The sequence below is a fragment of the Pseudomonas sp. P8_229 genome (assembly GCF_034008635.1).
GTDB lineage: Bacteria > Pseudomonadota > Gammaproteobacteria > Pseudomonadales > Pseudomonadaceae > Aquipseudomonas.
In genome coordinates this window covers 1,529,497-1,548,474 of record NZ_CP125378.1, presented here as the reverse complement: position 1 = coordinate 1,548,474, position 18,978 = coordinate 1,529,497, and the positions used below count along the sequence as shown (strand labels likewise).

At 61.2% G+C, this 18,978-nt stretch carries 15 protein-coding genes; 7 read left to right on the top strand and 8 right to left on the bottom strand.

Going from position 1 to position 18,978, the window contains the following annotated elements; translation table 11 throughout:
* Positions 1–122 precede the first annotated feature (122 nt).
* The 4 genes from QMK55_RS06950 to QMK55_RS06935 all read left to right on the top strand — a co-directional run bounded on the left by QMK55_RS06950 (position 123) and on the right by QMK55_RS06935 (position 4,238).
* Entirely contained in the window at positions 123–1,226 is a 1,104-nt protein-coding gene (locus QMK55_RS06950) for an ABC transporter substrate-binding protein (protein WP_027612490.1), read from the top strand.
* Positions 1,227–1,415: 189 nt separating this feature from the next.
* Complete coding sequence (locus QMK55_RS06945) at positions 1,416–2,324, top strand: ABC transporter permease (RefSeq protein ID WP_102354991.1); 909 nt, start codon at positions 1,416–1,418, stop codon at positions 2,322–2,324.
* On the top strand, positions 2,321–3,169 hold the full coding sequence (locus QMK55_RS06940) for an ABC transporter permease (protein WP_025111658.1): 849 nt from the start codon (positions 2,321–2,323) through the stop codon (positions 3,167–3,169). Before QMK55_RS06945 ends, QMK55_RS06940 begins: the two co-directional genes overlap by 4 nt.
* Before the next feature lie 13 nt (positions 3,170–3,182).
* Positions 3,183–4,238, top strand: coding sequence for an ABC transporter ATP-binding protein (locus QMK55_RS06935; protein WP_102354992.1), 1,056 nt, complete (start codon positions 3,183–3,185; stop codon positions 4,236–4,238).
* Between the two features lie 151 nt (positions 4,239–4,389).
* Here the strand turns inward: QMK55_RS06935 and QMK55_RS06930 are convergent, their stop codons facing one another.
* Entirely contained in the window at positions 4,390–5,319 is a 930-nt protein-coding gene (locus tag QMK55_RS06930) for an AraC family transcriptional regulator (RefSeq protein ID WP_102354993.1), read from the bottom strand.
* Between the two features lie 336 nt (positions 5,320–5,655).
* On the opposite strand from QMK55_RS06930, the gene QMK55_RS06925 reads away from it, so the two are divergent.
* Both QMK55_RS06925 and QMK55_RS06920 read left to right on the top strand, forming a co-directional pair.
* Positions 5,656–6,009, top strand: coding sequence for an antibiotic biosynthesis monooxygenase family protein (locus tag QMK55_RS06925; protein WP_083368073.1), 354 nt, complete (start codon positions 5,656–5,658; stop codon positions 6,007–6,009).
* A 43-nt stretch (positions 6,010–6,052) separates the two neighbouring features.
* Complete coding sequence (locus tag QMK55_RS06920) at positions 6,053–6,295, top strand: hypothetical protein (RefSeq protein WP_047296118.1); 243 nt, start codon at positions 6,053–6,055, stop codon at positions 6,293–6,295.
* Positions 6,296–6,301: 6 nt separating this feature from the next.
* On the opposite strand, the gene QMK55_RS06915 is transcribed toward QMK55_RS06920, so the two are convergent.
* Positions 6,302–6,931: a flavin reductase family protein gene (locus QMK55_RS06915; protein ID WP_320328925.1), complete on the bottom strand. Its 630-nt coding sequence runs from the start codon at positions 6,929–6,931 to the stop codon at positions 6,302–6,304.
* A gap of 242 nt (positions 6,932–7,173) precedes the next feature.
* Entirely contained in the window at positions 7,174–7,449 is a 276-nt protein-coding gene (locus tag QMK55_RS06910) for a hypothetical protein (RefSeq protein ID WP_320328924.1), read from the bottom strand.
* Between the two features lie 341 nt (positions 7,450–7,790).
* Between QMK55_RS06910 and QMK55_RS06905 the strand changes: the two genes are divergently transcribed.
* Positions 7,791–8,549: a hypothetical protein gene (locus QMK55_RS06905; protein WP_320328923.1), complete on the top strand. Its 759-nt coding sequence runs from the start codon at positions 7,791–7,793 to the stop codon at positions 8,547–8,549.
* Positions 8,550–8,679: 130 nt separating this feature from the next.
* Here the strand turns inward: QMK55_RS06905 and QMK55_RS06900 are convergent, their stop codons facing one another.
* From QMK55_RS06900 to QMK55_RS06880, 5 genes are all read right to left on the bottom strand, one after another.
* A complete protein-coding gene (locus QMK55_RS06900) occupies positions 8,680–9,999 on the bottom strand; it encodes an MFS transporter (protein WP_320328922.1) in 1,320 nt (439 codons plus the stop codon).
* A gap of 318 nt (positions 10,000–10,317) precedes the next feature.
* Positions 10,318–11,649, bottom strand: a complete 1,332-nt coding sequence (locus tag QMK55_RS06895; protein ID WP_102354998.1) for a sigma-54-dependent transcriptional regulator — start codon at positions 11,647–11,649, stop codon at positions 10,318–10,320.
* Positions 11,649–13,409: an ATP-binding protein gene (locus QMK55_RS06890; protein WP_320328921.1), complete on the bottom strand. Its 1,761-nt coding sequence runs from the start codon at positions 13,407–13,409 to the stop codon at positions 11,649–11,651. Before QMK55_RS06890 ends, QMK55_RS06895 begins: the two co-directional genes overlap by 1 nt.
* A gap of 83 nt (positions 13,410–13,492) precedes the next feature.
* The gene (locus QMK55_RS06885) at positions 13,493–16,171 is read right to left on the bottom strand and encodes an RHS repeat-associated core domain-containing protein (protein WP_320328920.1); all 2,679 of its coding nucleotides are present in this window, start codon (positions 16,169–16,171) and stop codon (positions 13,493–13,495) included.
* Between the two features lie 32 nt (positions 16,172–16,203).
* Positions 16,204–18,978, bottom strand: coding sequence for an RHS repeat-associated core domain-containing protein (locus QMK55_RS06880; RefSeq protein WP_320328919.1), 2,775 nt, complete (start codon positions 18,976–18,978; stop codon positions 16,204–16,206).

The window sequence follows — 18,978 nt, the reverse complement described above, 5'->3', positions numbered from 1 at the left end:
CCTCAGGATGAACCCGTCGGCAGCGCTGCAGGCCTTTGAAAACAAGGGCTGCAGCGGATCCGGCCGCGCGGATGCAACGGTTGCGACCAACCTCATACTTAAAAGAACAAAGGGAGTCCTTCATGGGCGAGCATGATCTGAACAGGCGTCAATTCATTAAAACCGTCGGCGTCGCCTCGGTAGCGGCGGCGGCCCTGAGCATGCCCTTCATCCGGGCCAGCGCCAGCGACACGCGTTTTGCCGGCAAGACCCTGCGTTTGCTGACCTGGTCGGATGACACTGGCCTCGCCGCACTGCGCAACATTGCCGCCACGTTCGAAGCCAAGACCGGCGCCAAGGTCATCGCCGATCGCACCGGCAGTACCTCGGAAATGGTCGCCAAACTCAAGGCCGGCGGTGACCGTCCGCAGTACGACATCATCACTCTGGCCGGGGTCGGTGCCGAAGGCCTGGCCGCCGCCGGGCTGCTGGAAAAACCCGACCTCAATCGCATTCCCAACCTGATCGACGTCCCGGAAAAATACCGCACCGGCGCCAATGGCCACGGCATCGGTTACCTGTTGTGGTGCAACAGCCTGGTTTACAGCACCCGCACCCTCAAACAGGCACCGGACAGCTACGCCGCGCTGTGGGACGCCGATCTGGCGCCGAACATTTTCCTGCCGCCGCCGAACTGGACCGAGGCCATGGACCTGATCATCATCGCCGCCAAACTGGCCGGCGGTGACGAACACAACATCGAACCGGGCTTCAAGAAACTCGCCGAGCTGAAGGATCGCGTGGTCACCCTCGGCGAGAACCCGAACCAGATTGCCGAGTTGTTCCGTACCGGTTCGCTGGACATGGGTGGCTTGTACGCCCCGGCATTCTTCCCCAAGCAGATCCGCGATCCGAACTACGGCCTCGGTGCCACGTTCGGCATGAAGGAAGGTTTCTACACTGACCTGATGCTCTCGGTGATGCCGAAGAACCGTCCGGGCGACACCGACCTGGCCTACGCCTTCATCGATCACTCTCTCGACCCGCTGGTGCAGGGCAAGATGGCCGAAGACATTTTCAACGGCCCGGTCAACGCCAAGGCGATCATCTCCGCCGAAGCGCGCAAGAGCCCGTACATCCTCACGCCTGAGCAGATTGCCGAGAAGGCGATCATGCACGACAACGCCTTCCTGGCGACCGTGCATGACCAATGGATTCGTCGTTATACGGAAATTTTTTCTTCCTGAGCCGAACACCAGTCTTCGGAACACCGCAACCCTCTGTAGGAGTGAGCCTGCTCGCGATAGCGTCATACCAGTCAACCCATTAGGTGACTGACACACCGCTATCGCGAGCAGGCTCACTCCTACAATGGGGCGGGGGTGGTTTGGAGAGTTGTGTTCGTCAGTTGTTTTTCCATTGACGAGATCATTGCTATGGAACATCAATCCCTGACCCAACCGGTCGGCGCCGCCGCCGCGCGTCCGGCGCGCAGTATTTCGCCCACCGCCCGGGCGTGGTTTTTCCTCACGCCGTCGATGCTGTTTCTCGGTGTGCTGATCGCTGCCAGCCTGCTGGTGCTGCGCATGAGCGTCGGCAGCAAAGGCGCGGAATGGAGCGGGTTCAGCCTCGCCAGCTACGCGCAATTGCTCGAACCCTATTACCTCAAGTCGTTGCTGCTGACCCTGCGTCTGGCCCTGATCAGCGCCGTGATCGCGGTGCTGCTGGCGATCCCGGTGGCGTACACCATGTCGCGGCTGACCTCGCCGTTTGTGCGACGGATCTTCCTCGCGGCGGTGCTGTTGCCGCTGCTGGTCAACCTGCTGCTGCAAAGCTACGGCTGGCTGGTGATCCTCGGCCCGGGCGGGATGCTCAACCAGACGCTGATGGGCCTGGGCCTGATCAAGCGCCCGATCATGTTGCTGTACAACCAGAACGGCGTGCTGATGGGGCTGGTGCAGACCGCGTTTCCGCTCGCCGTGCTGCCGATTGCCAGCGCCATGCGTGGCGTCGCGCGCACCTACGAAGAGGCGGCTGCAACGCTGGGCGCCAGTCGTTTCCAGGTGTTCCGTCAGGTGGTGTTGCCGATGAGTCTGCCGGGGATCATCACCGGGGCGACGCTGGTGTTCGCCTACAACGCCAGCAGTTTTGTCGTGCCGTTGCTGCTCGGTGGCCGCCGTGTGCCGATGCTTGCGGTGATGGTGCATGACCAGATCGCGCCACTGATGAACTGGCCCGCCGCGTCGGCGGCCGGGGTGGTGCTGATCGTCACCACGCTGGCGATCATGACCCTGTCCGAATACATCACCGGCCGTCGTCGGCGCCTGCTGGAGGCTTCGCAATGAGTACCCTGACCAAGAAGCGCATGGCGCTGTTGCCCGGCGACACCGGCAAGTTCGCCGGGATCCTTTCCGGGTTCATTCTGCTGCTGGCGGTGTTGCCGATCCTGACCATGATCGTGATGTCGTTCAGCGGTGCGTCGAACCTCGACTTCCCGCCGAGCAGCTACAGCCTGCAATGGTACAAAGCCGCCTGGCACACCTTCGTTTCGCCGGACGCCAGCGACGTGCTGAGCCTCGGTCAGGCGATGGCCACCAGTTTGCTGGTGTCGTGCCTGACCATGGTCTTCGCTACGCTGATCGCGGTGCCCGCCGCCTATGCGCTGACCCGTTGCGAGTTCCGTGGCAAAGCCGTGGCGCTGCAACTGATGTCGCTGCCGCTGGTGTTTCCGATGGTGGTGTTGGGCCTGGCGTTGCTGCTGGTGTTCGACAGCCTGCCGTTCCACCTGACCACTTCGCGCCTGGTGATTGCCCACGTGATTCTGGCGCTGCCGTTCGTGGTGAAAAACTGCACCGCTGCGATGCTCTCCATCGGCAGCGAAGTCGAAGAGGCGGCACGGATGCTCGGCGCCTCGCCGCTGCGGGCGATCGTCGACGTGGTGGTGCCGTTGATGAAGTCGGGGATTCTGGCGGGGATGCTGCTGGCGTTCATCGTCTCGTTCAACGAATTCACCGTGACCTATTTCCTCTACACCATCGATGTCATGACCGTGCCGATCTGGATGTACAGCCGCACCGTGTCATCGCTCGACCCTACCGTGTTCTCGTTTGCCGTGCTGATCGTGCTGATCGACTTCGTCCTGATCTGGGCGCTGGAGAAGCTGGTGGGCGAGGGCGGCGTTTCCTTTTGATTTGAGGTGCAACATGACTGGTCTGATTCTGGAAAACGTCGAGAAATTCTACGGCTCGGCTTGCGCGGTACAAGACGTCAACCTGCATTTGCCCGAAGGCAAACTGGTGTGTTTTCTCGGCCCGTCGGGCTGCGGCAAAACCACCTTGCTGCGGATGATCGCCGGGCTGGAAACCCTCACCGGCGGCGAGATTCGCCTGGATGGCGAAAACATCGGACATACCCCGGCGCACCTGCGCAACTTCGGCATGGTGTTCCAGTCGCTGGCGCTGTTCCCGCACATGACCGTCGGCGAGAACATTGCCTATCCGCTGAAACTGCGCGGCGTGAGCAAAGCCGAGCAGCAGGCGCGGGTGGTGGAACTGTTGGAATTGATCCAGCTGCAAGCGATGATCGACCGTCCTGTGGCGAAGCTTTCCGGTGGGCAACGGCAACGGGTGGCGATTGCCCGGGCCATCGCCTCACGGCCGAAAATCCTCCTGCTCGACGAACCGTTGTCGGCGCTGGATGCCAAGCTGCGTGAGTCGATGCAGGTGGAAATCCGCCAACTGCAACAGCGCCTGAACATCACCACGATCATGGTCACCCACGACCAGCGCGAAGCCATGACCATGGCCGACATCGTGGTGGTGTTGGGGGAGCACAAGGTGCAGCAGGTGGGCACGCCGATCGAGATCTACCGGCATCCGGCCAACGAGTTCGTCGCCGACTTCATCGGCTCGGGCAACATTTTCCCGGCCACGGCGCTCGGTGATGGCAAGGTCAGCCTGCCGGGTGGTGACGCGCTGCAAGTGCCGATCTGCAGCAGCATCGTGGTGGGGCAGAAGGTGAAGATGCTGATTCGCCCGGAAGACCTGCAACTGTCTGCGCCACAGGCGACGGCGGGCAATCGCTTGCTGGGCAAGGTGACGTTCGTGCGCGACATCGGCGCGACCATCGAGACCACGGTGGAATGTTCCGGGGTGACGTTCACGGCGTTGAGCACGCCGTGTCAGGGGATTGGGTTGGGAGTCGGGCATCCGGTGTCGGTGACGTTGCCGGTGGAGGCGTGTCGGGTGTTGGGGGCTTGATCCGGATTTGATGTTGGCCCTGCTGGCCCCTTCGCGGGCAAGCCCGCTCCCACAGTGATAGGTGTTGTCCCCCAATCTTGTGTTCAACACAAAACCCTGTGGGAGCGGGCTTGCCCGCGAAGGCGTCAGTTGTGATAGCGAAAATTCTGGATCAGACCGACAGCCGCAACCGCGCCAGATCCCGCAACGGCGGTGCGCCAAACAAGCGGCTGTACTCGCGGCTGAACTGCGAGGGGCTTTCATACCCCACCCGATACCCCGCCGCCGACGCTTCCAGCCCCTCGGTCAGCATCAGGCGCCGCGCCTCTTGCAGGCGCAACTGCTTCTGATATTGCAGCGGGCTCATCGCCGTCATTGCCTTGAAGCGGTGATGCAGGGTCGAGACGCTGAGGTTCACTTCCTTGGCCAGATCATCGATACGCAGCGGTTGCTCGAAGTTGCCGTTGAGCCATTTGATCGCCTGGCTGATGCGGTGGCTCTGGCTGTTGGCAATCGCGATCTCATACAAACGATGGCCCTGCGGACTGCGCAGCAGGCGATAGAGAATCTCCCGACGGATCAGCGGCGCGAGCATGGCGATGTCTTTCGGCGCATCGAGCAATCGCGCCAGACGCAGCACCGCGTCGAGCATTGCGCTGTCGATCTGCTCGACATACAGACCACGCCCGGTCGGCCGGGTCGGCACGCCCATGGGGCCGGCGTCGGCGATCAGCGCAGTGATTTCGGTCGGATCGATGTCCAGGCGCACGGCGAGGATAGGGTCCTCTGGCGAGACATTCACCACCCGGCCGCTGAGCGGCATCGAAACCGACACCACCAGGTAGTTCAACGGGTCGTAATTGAAGTACTCATCCGCCAGCCGCACCTCTTTACGCCCCTGAGCCATGATGCACAGCGCCGGTTGCGCCAGCACCGGGGCAAAGTCATGGGACTGGGTGTGACGCGACATGAACAGCGAGCCGATGGCGGTCTGGTAACTGCCATCGTCCGTGGTGTTGCGGCGGATGATCGCCGCCAGTTCTGCGCGCTGTTTCTCCATGTCGGCATCGGGCGGGGCTTGGAAACGATCGAATGACGTCATGCACGGCATCCTCGGCAAGGGATCTGGAATGGAGCAGAGCTTAAGTTTGTGCAAGCGAAAGCGGTAGACACATTCTGTCAAATGCTTGCCTGATTCTGCATTGGCTTGCCGGCGTGCACAGCCATAGCAGGATGCAGGGCGGCAAACTTGCTTGAAATCGGTGTGACAGCCGTGTGACAAGGTTTACCCGTTGTTGCAGGGGCCGTGTGCAGTTTCGCAGGATTGTGCAACGCGGCGGCAGGAATCGACTAACGGCACGTCGCACCCGGCCCTTAACCTTGGATCCTGTCGCAGCCCGTCCCCCGGCTGCCACTCGACTCCCTGGGAGGGTTGAACATGTCCAAGCAGATTCCCGTCAGTCATATGGCCTTCGTTCGAGCGCGCGCCGGACGCTCCGCCGAACTGGGTGTACGTCTCAGTGCCTTGATCGAACCGTCGCGCACCGCCCCCGGTTGCCTGAACTTTGCCCTGCAGCATTCGCAATGCGATCCGGACTTGTGGCTGGTCTCCGGTTTCTGGAGCCATCAGCAGGCGATGACGGCGTATTTCAACAGTCCGTCGATGCAGATCTTTGCCGAACTGGTCCAGGACCTGGTGGTCAACAGCCTGGATTTCCACACCTTCAAAGAGGTGTCGGCGGCGCAGGCGTTGGGACAATGCCCGGCACCGATACACAAACTCGCCGGTTGAGGGTTTAATGTCCGGCTTATTCGTCTGAGCCAGGATGTGTGCCATGGCACGTAAAGAGTTCGAACACTTCGAAGCAGTCTCCGCAGTCGTCCCCGTCGAGTTGGGCGGCAACAAGGGTTATCACGCGGCAATCGCGGTCAAGGCCCTGGTCGATGGCGGTGCGCCACGCTTTCACAAACTGCTGGGTGATCAGGTATTCCCCGGCGCCATCGCTGCCGATGACGCAGCCACCCAAGAGCTGGAGCGTCTGCAGGGCGTCACTGATGACGCCGAGCTGATCTGGTAACGGCGCTTATTTGACGGCGCCCGGGCGCCACATCTTGAACAAGGCCTCTGGCCCCAACTGGAAATAATCCGCCGGCCCGCCGCCGCGCAGAATCGGTTCTGCCGCGGCGGTGTCGTAGATCCCGTCCTTCAACAGCCACTTGGCGATATGCACGGCGACCACTTCGCCGAGAATCAGCCAGCTCGGCACGGTTTCGCCATCGGCGCGCTGCAACTGAATGATCTGCGTGACCTTGCACTCGAAGGACACCGGGCTTTCGGCCACCCGTGGCACTGCAATCACCTTCGACGCCACCGGCGTCAATCCGGCCAATTCAAACTCGTTGACCTCAGGTGCGACCATTGCGCAGCTCTGGTTCATCTGCTCGGCCAGTGGCCGGGTGGCGAGGTTCCAGACGAATTCACCGGTCTGCTCGATGTTGTTCAGGCTGTCTTTGCGCCCGACACTGGAAAAACCAATGATCGGCGGAATGTAGTTGAACGCGTTGAAGAAGCTGTAAGGCGCCAGGTTCAGCCGGCCGTGGGCATCCTGCGAAGAGATCCAGCCGATGGGGCGCGGGCCGACGATGGCGTTGAACGGATCGTGGGGCAGGCCGTGGCCGTGGGCGGGTTCGTAGAAGTGGATGTCATCGGACATGGTGGGTGGTCCTGGAGAGGGCTGGATCAGGTGGCCAATAGTGCAAGCACACGGCGCATATTTCCAGCCGGATGCGCATCCCCTGTAGGAGTGAGCCTGCTCGCGATAGCGGTGTACCAGTCAAATGTGTATCAGCTGACACACCGCTATCGCGAGCAGGCTCACTCCTACAGGGGTTGTTTGTGATGTCCCGGAAATGACTAAGCCCGGCCTAAGCCGGGCTGTGGGGAGACTGCCGATGATCAGCTGATGGCTGCAGCAGTACCGGTTTTGTCGAAACCGTCAGAGGCAATGGCGGCCGCGGTGCCAGTCTTGTCAAAGCCATCGGCAGCCACAGCTTTGCCGACGTTGGTTTTGTCGAAACCGTCAGCGGCGTAAGTGCCCGAATGGCTGGTTTCGATGGCGGCGCTGGCGCCGGAAATGAAGTCGGACGATTTGGTTTTGTCCGAGCCATCGGCAGCGAAGGTGTTGGCGGCCAGTACGGACAGGGTCAGGGCGAGGATCAGTTGGGTTTTCATGTCGGTTACTCCGGATTCGTTGACGATGTGTCTTGCTTGGACCTAATGCTACGCCAACTAAATTGATTAAAAAGCGCAAATAAATGCTAAAAACAATCGATTAACTAGATATTAATGGCGACGCATTGATTGGCTTCCATTGTCGGGAGCGAACGTCGCGCAGGTCATCGATCAGGTGCATGCAGGATGCAAGGCCAGCATTAATGGGGGATTAATCGCTGTTTTTCGCGATATGACAGATTTTTCATCTGCTGCCGACCGGTTTTTCACCGGTGCAACGCCAGTCTGCCCACGGCCAGAAAACCAAGAAACGGCCGTCTCACACTGGAGCTTTGCTTGCGATGAATAAACTGCCTCAAATTACCCTGGCGTTCTGGGTCATGAAAATCTGCGCGACGACCCTGGGGGAAACCGCGGGGGATTTGCTGTCGATGACCCTCAACGTCGGGTACGCCCTCAGCTCGCTGATCCTGATCAGCGTGTTCGTGCTGACGCTGATCACCCAATTGATGGCCAAGACCTACAAGCCGCTGCTGTACTGGATCGTGATTCTGTCCACCAGCACCGCCGGCACCACCATGTCCGACTTCATGGACCGCACCCTCGGGCTGGGTTACGCCACCGGGTCGATGATCCTGATTGCGATTCTGCTGGCGATCTTCGCGGCCTGGCGTCTGAGCGGCGACTCGTTGAATGTCAGCAAGGTGCAGACCTTCCGGGGCGAGATGTTCTACTGGATGGCGATTCTGTTTTCCAACACCCTGGGCACCGCGCTGGGTGACTACCTGGCCGATGATTCGGGCCTGGGCTTTGCCGGTGGCGCGCTGCTGATCGGCTCGACCATTGCCGTGGTCGTGCTGCTCAAATACTTCACGAAGATTTCGTCGGTGCTGTTGTTCTGGGTAGCGTTCGTGCTGACCCGGCCGTTCGGTGCGACCTTGGGCGACTTGATGACCAAGTCTCACGAGAAGGGTGGTCTGGACTTCGGCACCATCGGTTCGTCGTCGGTGCTGGCGGCGATTCTACTGGTGATGATTGTCGGGGCGTCGTATGCGCAGAAGCGTTATGGCAAGCCGCAGGTAGTTGCTGAACTGTCCTGATACCGAGTCGCCGCAATCGCGAGCAGGCTCACTCCTACAAGGGGCGGCGTACGCCAATCAATGTAGGAGTGAGCCTGCTCGCGATGGGGCCATAACAGCCACCATCACAATGGCTGAACTAACTCATTCCTCAGTCAGTCACGATCCGCGAGTGTTTCTGCGTGTCCTTCATGGTCACGTAAACCAGCAACGACACCGCGATGCACGCGGTCACGTACCAGTAGTAACCGGTTTCCATGCCGATGCTCTTGAACCACAGTGCGATGTATTCAGCGGTGCCGCCGAAGATCGACACGGTCAGCGCGTACGGCAGGCCCACGCCCAGCGCGCGGATTTCAGTCGGGAACAGTTCGGCTTTCACCACCGCGTTGATCGAGGTGTAGCCGCTGACGATGATCAGCGCCGCCATGATCAGGAAGAACGCGCCCCACCAGGTCTGAATGGTGTGCAGGGTCATCAGGATCGGCACCGTGAAGATCGTCCCCAGCACGCCGAAGGCGATCAGGATCGGACGACGGCCGATCTTGTCCGACAGGCCGCCGATGATCGGTTGCAGGCACATGAACAGGAACAGCGTGGCGGCAGAAATGGTGGTCGAGTCGGAGATGCTCATGCCGACGGTGTTCACCAGATATTTCTGCATGTAGGTGGTGTAGGTGTAGAACGCCAGGGTGCCGCCCATGGTCAGGCCGACCACGGTCAACAGCTCTTTGGGGTGGCGCATCAAGGTGCGCATGGCGCTTTCCTTGGACTTTTCTTTCTTGGTGAACGACTCGGTTTCTTCCATGCCGCGACGCAGGTACAACGCCACGACCGCGCACAGCGCGCCGATGGCGAACGGAATACGCCAGCCCCACGCGTACAGCTGTTCAGTGGTCAGCACGTTCTGCAGCACGATCAGTACGCCCAGCGCTATGAGCTGGCCGGAGATCAGGGTCACGTACTGGAAGCTGGAGAAGAAGCCGCGACGTTCCTTGGTCGCCATCTCCGAGAGATAGGTCGCCGAGGTGCCGTATTCGCCGCCGACCGACAGGCCTTGCAGCAATCGTGCGAACACCAGCAGGATCGGTGCGCCGATGCCGATGGTTTCGTAGTTGGGACTCAGAGCGATCAGCAAGGAGCCGAAGCACATCAGGTAGACCGAGGCCATCAAGGCTTTCTTGCGACCGACCTTGTCCGCGTAGAGGCCCATCAGCCAGCCACCGATCGGGCGCATCAGAAAGCCCACGGCGAAGATCGCGGCGGTGTTCATCAGTTGGGCAGTGGTGGAACCGGCGGGGAAGAAGGTCTTGGCGAAGTACAGCGAGAAGGCGGCATAGACGTACCAGTCGTACCACTCGACCATGTTGCCGACAGAACCGCTGAAGATCGATTTGATCCGGCTGGCGGTGGTTCTTTCTTTGGCGGGCGCAGCAGCCGACCCAAGAGGCAGGGCGTTGGAGTTATCCATTGAAGGATCCTTCGTTTAATTGTTTTTGTGGAGCGCGTTAAAACGCAGCCTGCCGGGGCTATAGCAGGAGCTGTGCCAACGGGGAAAGGGCCGGTTTAGAGGGGTGAGCGGGATTTAATGAGCGGAAATCCGCTTATTGATTGTGATTGGTGAGCGGAAAATTGCTTATCTGGCATAGGGATTGTTGTTGTCAGTAATGGCCTCTTGGCGAGCAAGCCCGCCCCCGCAATGGTCGGTGGTGTTCACAGTTTCTGTGTTCAGCACAAAACCTGTAGGAGTGAGCCTGCTCGCGATGGGGCCAGGACAGGCGCAGTCACATTAGCTGCCCGGAACAAACATCTCCCGACTCAACCCATGCCGCTGCAGCTTTTCATTGAACGTGCGGCGCGGCAGTTGCAACTCTTCCAGCACCGCTTTCACATCGCCCTTGTGTCGGGTCAGCGCAGCACGCAGGCACTGGGCTTCGAAGGCTTCTTGCTGCGCGGCGAGGGACTGGCCGGGGTCGATGCCTTGCACCGGCTCATCCAGCCCCAGCACCTGCCGCTCGGCGACGTTCGCCAGTTCACGCACATTGCCCGGCCAGTCGTGACTCAGCAGGTGACTCAATTGCGCGCCGCTCAACGGCGGGAAGGTGCGCCCCAGACGCTGGGCGGCGCTGAAGGCGAAGGATTCGAACAGCAGCGGAATGTCTTCGCGACGATCACGCAGCGGCGGCAGGCGCAGTTCGGCAACGTTCAGGCGATAGGCCAGGTCCTCACGAAAGCGTCCGGCCCGTGCCTCATCGAGCAGGTCGGGCTTGGTCGCGGCAACGATCCGCAGGTCGACGCGAATGCTCTGGTTCGAGCCCAACCGTTCCAGCTTCTGTTCCTGCAACACCCGCAGCAGTTTCACCTGCTGGGCCAGCGGCATGCTTTCGATTTCATCGAGAAACAGCGTGCCGCCGTCGGCGTACTCCAGCTTGCCGATGCGCTTGCCGGAAGCGCCGGTGAAGGCGCCGCTCTCATGGCCAAACAACTCGGCCTCGAACAACTGCTCGGGGATTGCCGCACAGTTGAGCGCCACAAAGGGCTTGTCCGCGCGCGGGCCGAAGTCGTGCAGGCAGCGCGCGATCAGTTCCTTGCCACTGCCGGTTTCGCCGCGGATCAACACGTTGACCGGCAGCGCCGCCAGCTCCAGCACCTGCCGGCGCAAGGTCTGCATGCCACGGGACACACCGAGCAGCGTCGCATCGAGTCTGGCGCGGTGGTCGGCCTGCTCGTGCAGGGCACGGTTTTCCAGAACCAGCCGACGTTTGTCGAGCGCCCGGCGCAGGCTGCCGAGCAGGGTTTGCGGGCTGAACGGTTTTTCCAGGAAGTCGTAGGCACCGTCGCGCATGGCTTCGACCGCCATCGGCACATCACCGTGACCGGTCAGCAGAATCACTGGCAGATCGGCGTCACGGCGCTGCACTTCGGCCAGCAACTCCAGACCACTGAGGCCGGGCATGCGCACATCGCTGAGGATCACCCCGGGGAAGTGCGCGGGCAGTGCCGCCAGACAGTCTTCAGCGCGGCTGAACAACTGCACCTCGAACCCCGACAGACTCAGCCACTGTTCGACAGCGTTGCGGATGCTGCCTTCGTCATCGACCACTATCACTGAGTTGAGCATCAGATATGCGCCTCCAGATCGATCGGCAGGGTCAGGGTGAATATTGCGCCGGCCTCACCATTCTCGGCACTCAAGCGCCCGCCGGATTCATGCACGATGGCGAAGGACACCGCCAGCCCCAGACCGAGGCCGTCACCCACAGGTTTTGTGGTGAAGAACGGGTCGAACACCTGGTTCAGGTGTTCTTCGGCAATCCCGCCGCCATTGTCGATCACGCTCAGACGCCACAGTTGCTCGTCTACTTCCAGGCGGATTTCCAGACGCTTGCACGGTTTACCCTGCATTGCATCGAGGGCGTTGCGCAACAGATTGATCAGTACTTGTTCGAGGCGGATCGCATCGCCACGCACCCACGCCGGGCGCGTCAGGTGCAGCACCAGGCTGACCTGTTCGTCGCGCTGGCGGGCGTCGAGCAATTGCAGCGACTGATCGACCACCGTGGCCAGATCCAGCCGTTCGCGCAGGCCGCTGGGGCTCTTGCGGGCAAAGGTCTTCAGGTGACCGGTGAGCGACGCCATGCGCGTGAGCATGTCGTCCACCGGTTTGAGCGCCTTGTAGGCGTCATCGACGCGGCCATGGTCGAGCAGCAGCCGCAGTGTCGCCAGTTGCATGCGTTGCGCGGTCAGCGGCTGATTGATTTCGTGGGCCAGCGCCGCAGACATCTGTCCCAGCGCGGCGAGCTTGGCCGATTGCACCAGACCGTCCTGGGCCGTGCGCAAGTCGCGGGTGCGTGCTTCGACCAATTGTTCGAGTTCTTCGCGGTTGCGCTGACGGACTTTCGACAGGCGCCAGCGCTGATTGAGGAACAGCAGCAGAAACACCAGCGCCAGCCACACACCGGCAGCGGCGAGCCCGGCGTTACGCAAATCTTCGAAGGCCACTTGCGGGTGCCGCAACAGGTGCAGGGTCCAGCCTTCGGCGGCGAGCGGCAGCGATTCCCACAGATAGTCCGCCGTGCCTTGCGGGCCTTCGACCCGGCGCAGGTCGCTGTTGTCGTCGAAGTGGCGCAGGGACAAATGCGTCAGCGGGCTCAGCGATTGCTTGTCGTACTGACGCGTGCGCTTGATCTCGGCCATGTCGCGGCTGTCCAGCGGCCGCAACGAGCGATAGCGCCAGCCGGGCTGGTTGGCGATGAAAACGATTCCGCGTGCATCGCTGACCAGCAGCGTGTCGCTGCCCTGGCTCCATTCGCGCTCAAGCTCGGGAAACTCCAGCTTGACCACCATCGCCCCGAGGAACTCGTCGTTGTCGCCCAGCACCGCGCTGGAGAGAAAATAACCGGGGATGCCACTGGTCACACCCACCGCATAAAAGCGTCCGCTGCCCTGGGTGCGGGTCTGACTGAAGTACGGGCGAAAACCGTAGTTGTGGCCAACATAGCTGCTGGGCAGGCGCCAGTTACTGGCGGCTACCGCAAGGCCAGTGTGATCGAGCAGTTCGAGGGTCGAGGACTGCGCCGCGCCGTTGATCTTCTCCAGCTTCAGATTCAGCGCGTTCTGCTGTTCAGTGCTGACCGGCCCGGCCAGCGCCCCGCGCAATTGCGGGTCCAGCGCCAGCACGGCGGGCAGGGCACGATAGCGGTCGATCAGGGTGTGCAGGGAGTTGGCGTACAGCGCCAGCTGTTGGCTGGCGCGGGCGGCGTCTTCTTCCTGCGCCTGACGTTCGGCGTGGCGGATGGCAAGGGTGGCGGCGATGGCCGCACCGGCGATGATCAGCAAGGTATACAACGACAGACGCAGGGTACGGGAAGTCGGCAGCATGCTGGGCTAATGGATAAAGGGACGGGCGGGCACGATAGCATGCGCCGAAGCGGCTCGGCGCACTGTTCCAACCACCCTCGGCGTCACACGAACGTTTCTCCTGTAGATGCCCGCGCGAGGAATTTCGTCCGCGGTTTGGGGACCGGTTTGGGCCGCGAAGGCTCAGTGACTGTGCCTTGCAGTTGTTGCAGGCGGTCGTTCAGGTTCTCGGCGACGTTGCGGGCGTCATTGACGTCCTGAGCCGTCTCCAGCACTTTGCTGATGGCGTCGAATGGGTCGATACCGGTTCTCAGCAGTCTGATCACCTCGCGTTGTTTGTCACCCGCAAGCGATTGCAGCTGGTCGTGGAACAATGTCTGAATCTGCCCGGGATATCCGTTGAGAGTGTTGGTGACGGTCTTGATGCCCTCCAGTACCGACGTACTGCTGTTGAGCAGATCGGTGGCGCCGTCGACCATGCGGGTGACGGTATCACCGACGGTTTGCAGGCCATCCTTTAGTTCCTGGGTGCGCAGCGTTTGCGCGAGCCTCAGGCCTTTCTTGAAAAAGTAATAACGCAGCAAGGGGAAAACGATCACACCCGCGAGAATCCCCACGCCGGTGCCAATGGCGTTGCCTATACCCGGCAGCGCGGTGCCTAGAACACTACCGATCGCGGCCCCTTTGCCGGCACCGTAAAGAACCGATTTGATGCCATGTCGGGACTTGAGGAACTTGCCCAGCGTCATGTTCTTGCGCAGGTCTTCGATGTCCGCGTTTTCCGGGACCAGACCGTCAAATTCGCGACTCAGATTGTGCAATTGATCGGTCGCTGTTTTGGCTTTGTCAAACAGGCCGATCGATCGTTTGACCAGGTCGAAAATCACCTTGGAAGCGCCTGTCTGGTCGACATGAATCACAGGATTATTGCTGACGAAGGCATACAGATTCAGTCCGTCGACAGCGCCGGCCGGATCGGCACTGACCCAGCGTTGCAGCCACGGCGCGTAATACCGGGCGCCGTAATAATAGAGACCGCTGGCGTCCATCTCCCGACCCGAATAACGGATGGTTTTGTAACTGGCTTCGAGCGCCGAACGTACGGCCCACCAAGCGGTGCCACCGAACGCGTAGTAATGCTCGAGGCTGATGACGTCCGCGTGGCGGTCTAGCTCCAGTGCGCAGGAACCGAGGTGATCGTCGAGGCTGTAACGCAGTTGATCGTTTGCTGTCACGGGTGGCCGGCCGCTGAGCCAGTGCAGGCAGCGGGCACCAGGCAGGACGATGACATGCAATTGCTGGCCATCACTGCGCGCGTGGATTTCCAGGCCCGGCAGATAACGTACCTCACGGCGATGGGTAGCTGACGCTGTATGGCTCAGCCAGCGCTTGTAGACCCGTGCCCCCTGGCTGTAGCGATAGACTTCCTCGTCGTCCGGCAAGCCATTTTCGTGCTGCAGCAATGTCACTCGGGCCAGTTGGTTCTGGTTGCTCCACGTCAGTGGCACGGTGCCGGGTTGCAGCTTCAGTTGATTGCCGAGAGGGTCGAAGTGTTCCGCGAAGTCCGGTTCGGGGTCACCGGTTTTCCAGCGAACCCCGCGGTTGCTGCGTGGATCGATGCGCATCTGCTGAGTGAAGTTGTGGCCTTCACGTACATGCTGCAGTTCGACCAGATTGTTGCCCACGTCATAAAGGTAATGTTCGGTGTAGTTGAAGCGACGCCCGGGATCGATCGGCTGAATCGGTTGTGGCAGTCCTGGCAACTGCTGAGGCACCTGGCCCTCGAAGCCGCGGCTTTCGATCAGGCGGTACAGCGAGTCGTAAGCAAAGTGGCGATCGCCGTCGACGCGCTGATTGGCGAAGTACACCGTGGCCAGGGTGTGGTCTTCGATGCGCAGGATGTTGCCCACCAGGTCAAAGAAGTAATACAGATTCTGCAGCGCAGCTGCCTGATCCCTGCGCGCCAGCATGCGCAGCAGGCGACCGTCTGCCGGATCGTAGAAATGGTGGCTGCGAACGCCGTTGCCGGCCAGTTGCTCGACAAGCTGGCCGGCGGCGTTGTATCGGCTGTCGCACATCACCGGTTCTGCGGCACTGGCGCCGGCCAGTTCCAGCGACAGCTGCAGCAATTGTCCGGCGATGTCGTAACGCGGCAACTGTCGGTGGCCACCGGCATCGGTGAGCAGCAACAGATCGCCCTGTGGGCCGTAGTGCCGCAGGGTGGTAAAGGGCTCGAGTGTGTCGATGAAGTGACGGGTTTCGCTCAACACCTGGCCGGCCAGGCCATAGCTGCTGAATGCCGCGCTGCCGGAAGGGTCAGACAGGCTGTTCAATTCACCGCGCAGATTATGCCCGGCGTCCGCCGTGTGGTCGGCGTAGGTGTTGCGTTCGATCTCGACGTGCGCGTTTTCGGTGACGACGAGCCTGCGCAACAGGGCGTCGTGGCGAAAGTGCCAGTGGTTACCGCGCGCATCCCAGCGTTGCCGCTCCTCATCGGCAGGGCCTGGCAGCACGAGCCGCTTGCCGGCATCGACGCTATCGATGCGCAGTGGTTGAGCGCTCAGGTTATAGACCGTTTGCAGATTCGGCGGCGAGGTACCGTCCACCCGGCGAGGATCAAGCTGCATGACCAGGCGTCCGGAGGGATCGTGCTGCTGACGAGTGACCAGGGCTTGCGTCGGACCACCAGCGACCTGGCGCAAGTATTCCACCTGCCGCACGGGCAACCGCCGTGGGTCATGGCTCTTGATGCTCGGCGTGTGATGGAACAGTGACCTTGCCATTTTTCTGCTCTCGATCGCGTTACGGAACCGGCTTATGCAGCTTTGTGCTTTTGGATCAGGAAGGCCGATAGACGCCCGAGCAGATCCCTGCTGTGTTTGATGGTGCCGCGAGCGACAGTCATTTGCTGTTGCAGTTGAGCCAGGTCGTCGTCGGCGCGCTCCGGCATCTGCGCAATCCCGATCAGTTTGACTGGCGCAGGTTCTGCACCGGCCAGCGTCTCTAAGTGTTCCTGGAGGCTGGCCTGCTGACTGTCGAGATAGCTCGTCAACTCTTCCAGCCGGATGCCGATCCGGTCCAGGTCGCCCTGGCCCCAGGCGTCATTGAGCGCTTCGGTGAGCTGAGCCATCTGGCGGGCGATGTTCAATGACTGCTTCAGGTAGGGAATATTGAAGTGCTTGCCCAGTACCCGAACGGTGGTTTCCAGACCGATCTTCACCAGCCCTGCGGAACCGTTCGGATTGAAGCTTTCGAGGGTGCCCCTGATGGTGTTCGGCGAGGCCTTGGCTTTGCTTTGCAGGCTTTTCACCGACAGCGCGGCTTGATCCGGCATGATCGAATAGCCAAGACCGGTGTGCTCGCCAAGTTTGTCCATGACTTTTACCGATGCTTCAGCGGCGAAAATCGCGCCGATCGTAGACACCACCGGCACCACCACCGGCGCGGCCGGCCCCGTCAGGCCGCCGACCCCGGCACCCACGGCGCCACCCACTGCGCCAGCCTTGATTGCCACGGCGAAGGTCGCGACGCTGAACGCGAGTTTTTTGGCGGCGGTCTTGTAGATGTCACGGGTACGGGTGAGGTTGGACAGCTGATAGTCGAGCTTTTGCAGCTCGCTGTTCATCTGCGACAGCACGCTGGAGAACTCACTGACTTGCTGGCGTGCTTCGCTGGGCGTCTTTTCGGTGCCGCCGCTATCGAAGTAGCGTAAGGGATTGTTGCTGACCATCGCGTACAGATTCAGGCCGTCGACGTCACCGGCAGGATCGGCGCTGGTCCAGCGTTGCAGCCACGGTGCGTAATAGCGGGCGCCGTAGTAGTACAGACCGCTGACGTCCATTTCCTTGCCCGAATAGCGCAGAGTCTTGTAGTCCACCGCCGCGCTTGAACTCGGCAGCCATAGGGCCGTGCCGCCGAACGGGTAGTAGGTCTCGCGGCTGATGAGCCGGGCGTGTTGATCCAGCTCGATGAGGCTTGAGCCCAAATGGTCGTCGAGGCTGTAGCGCAGTTGATTGTTGTCGACATCAGCAGGCGGTTTTTTGCGCCAGTGCAGGCAGCGCACGCTACCAGGCAGGGTGATGACATGCAGTTCTTCGCCGTTATCGCGGGTGCGGATTTCCAGCCCCGGCAGATAGCGCACCTGCAGATAATGCAGTGCGCCAGGGCTGTGGGTCTCGTGACGTTTGCAGACCCGTTCACCCTGACTGTAGAAGTAGACCTCACGATCATCTGCCAGGCCGTTGTCGTGTTTGAGCAGCGTTACCTGATGCAGCTGATCTTGCACGTTCCAGAGTAAATCAGCGCCGTGCTGGAGTTTGCGCTGGTTGCCATGGGCATCGAAAAATGCGCCGAAGTCCGGCGGCGGATCGCCTTCTTTCCAGTGCAGGGCATGGTTGCTTGTCGAGTCGACAAGCATCTGTCGGGTGTAGCCGCCGACTGCCCGGCTGTGCACCAGCCTGGTCAGGTTGTCGCCCTGGTCGTATTCAAAATGCTGGACATAATTGCGCAGGTTGTTGGGGTCGCTCGGCAACGGTCGGCCCGGCATATCCGGGGCCGGCAGGGCATCGTGGCCGCTGGCGCGGATCAACCGGTAGAGCGAGTCATACTCAAAATGCCGTTCGCCATCGATGAGCTGGTTGGCGAAGTACACCCGCTCAAAGGTCAGATCCAGAATGCACAGCACGTTGCCGACGGCGTCGTACACATAAACCAGATGCTGCTGCGCAGCCTGGCCGGCCACCGTTGTTTGCACACTTTGCAGGCGCCCATTGGCCGGGTCGTAATGCCAGCGGCTGCACATGCCATTGCCGCCAAGCTGTTCGATGAGCTGTCCGGCGGCGTTGTATTGCGTATCCTGGTAAATGATCTGTGGCTGGGTGTCCCCGTAGAGTACAAGCATCACCTCCTTGAGCTGCCCGGCGAGGTCATGGTGCAGCAATTGGCAATGCCCACCGGCATCGGTCTGTGTCAGTGCCTGGCTCAGGGGACCGAAGGTCTGCTCACTGCGATGGTGTAGCGCATCGTCAAATGTGCGGACCTGAATCCGCGGCTGGCCGATCAGGCTGAAACTCGACAAGGACAGAGTGCCGGCGGGATCCTGCAACGTCGTCATCTGCCCGCGCAGGTTATGTCCGGCATCAGCCGAAGAGTCGGCGTAGGTGTAGGTTTCGAACGGCTCCAAAGCCTGCGTGGCAACGCTCACTATTCGTAACTGTTCATCGTAAGTGCTGCACCAGTGCTGCCCTCGTGCATCCCACTGTTGCCGGGCTTCACCTGCGGGGCCCGACAGGGTCAGGCGCCAGCCTGCATCGACGCTGTCAATGCGCAAGGGCGTGCCAGTGAGGGAGTAGCGGCTAGCCAGATTGGGTTTGGCCGCTGCGCTGAACAGGCGAGGGTCCCATCGTTCCGTCAGCCGGCCGGCAGCATCGTGATGTTGCTGAGTGATCCGGCTTTCAGCCGGCGTGTCGGGTGCTGTGCGCAAGTAGGCAACCTGCCGAACCGGCAGAGTCCTGGGGTCGTTGACCAACAGGTTCGGCGTGCGCCAATGCACCGACCGCTGCGTGTCCTGGTGGTTGCGTTGCCGGGGCAT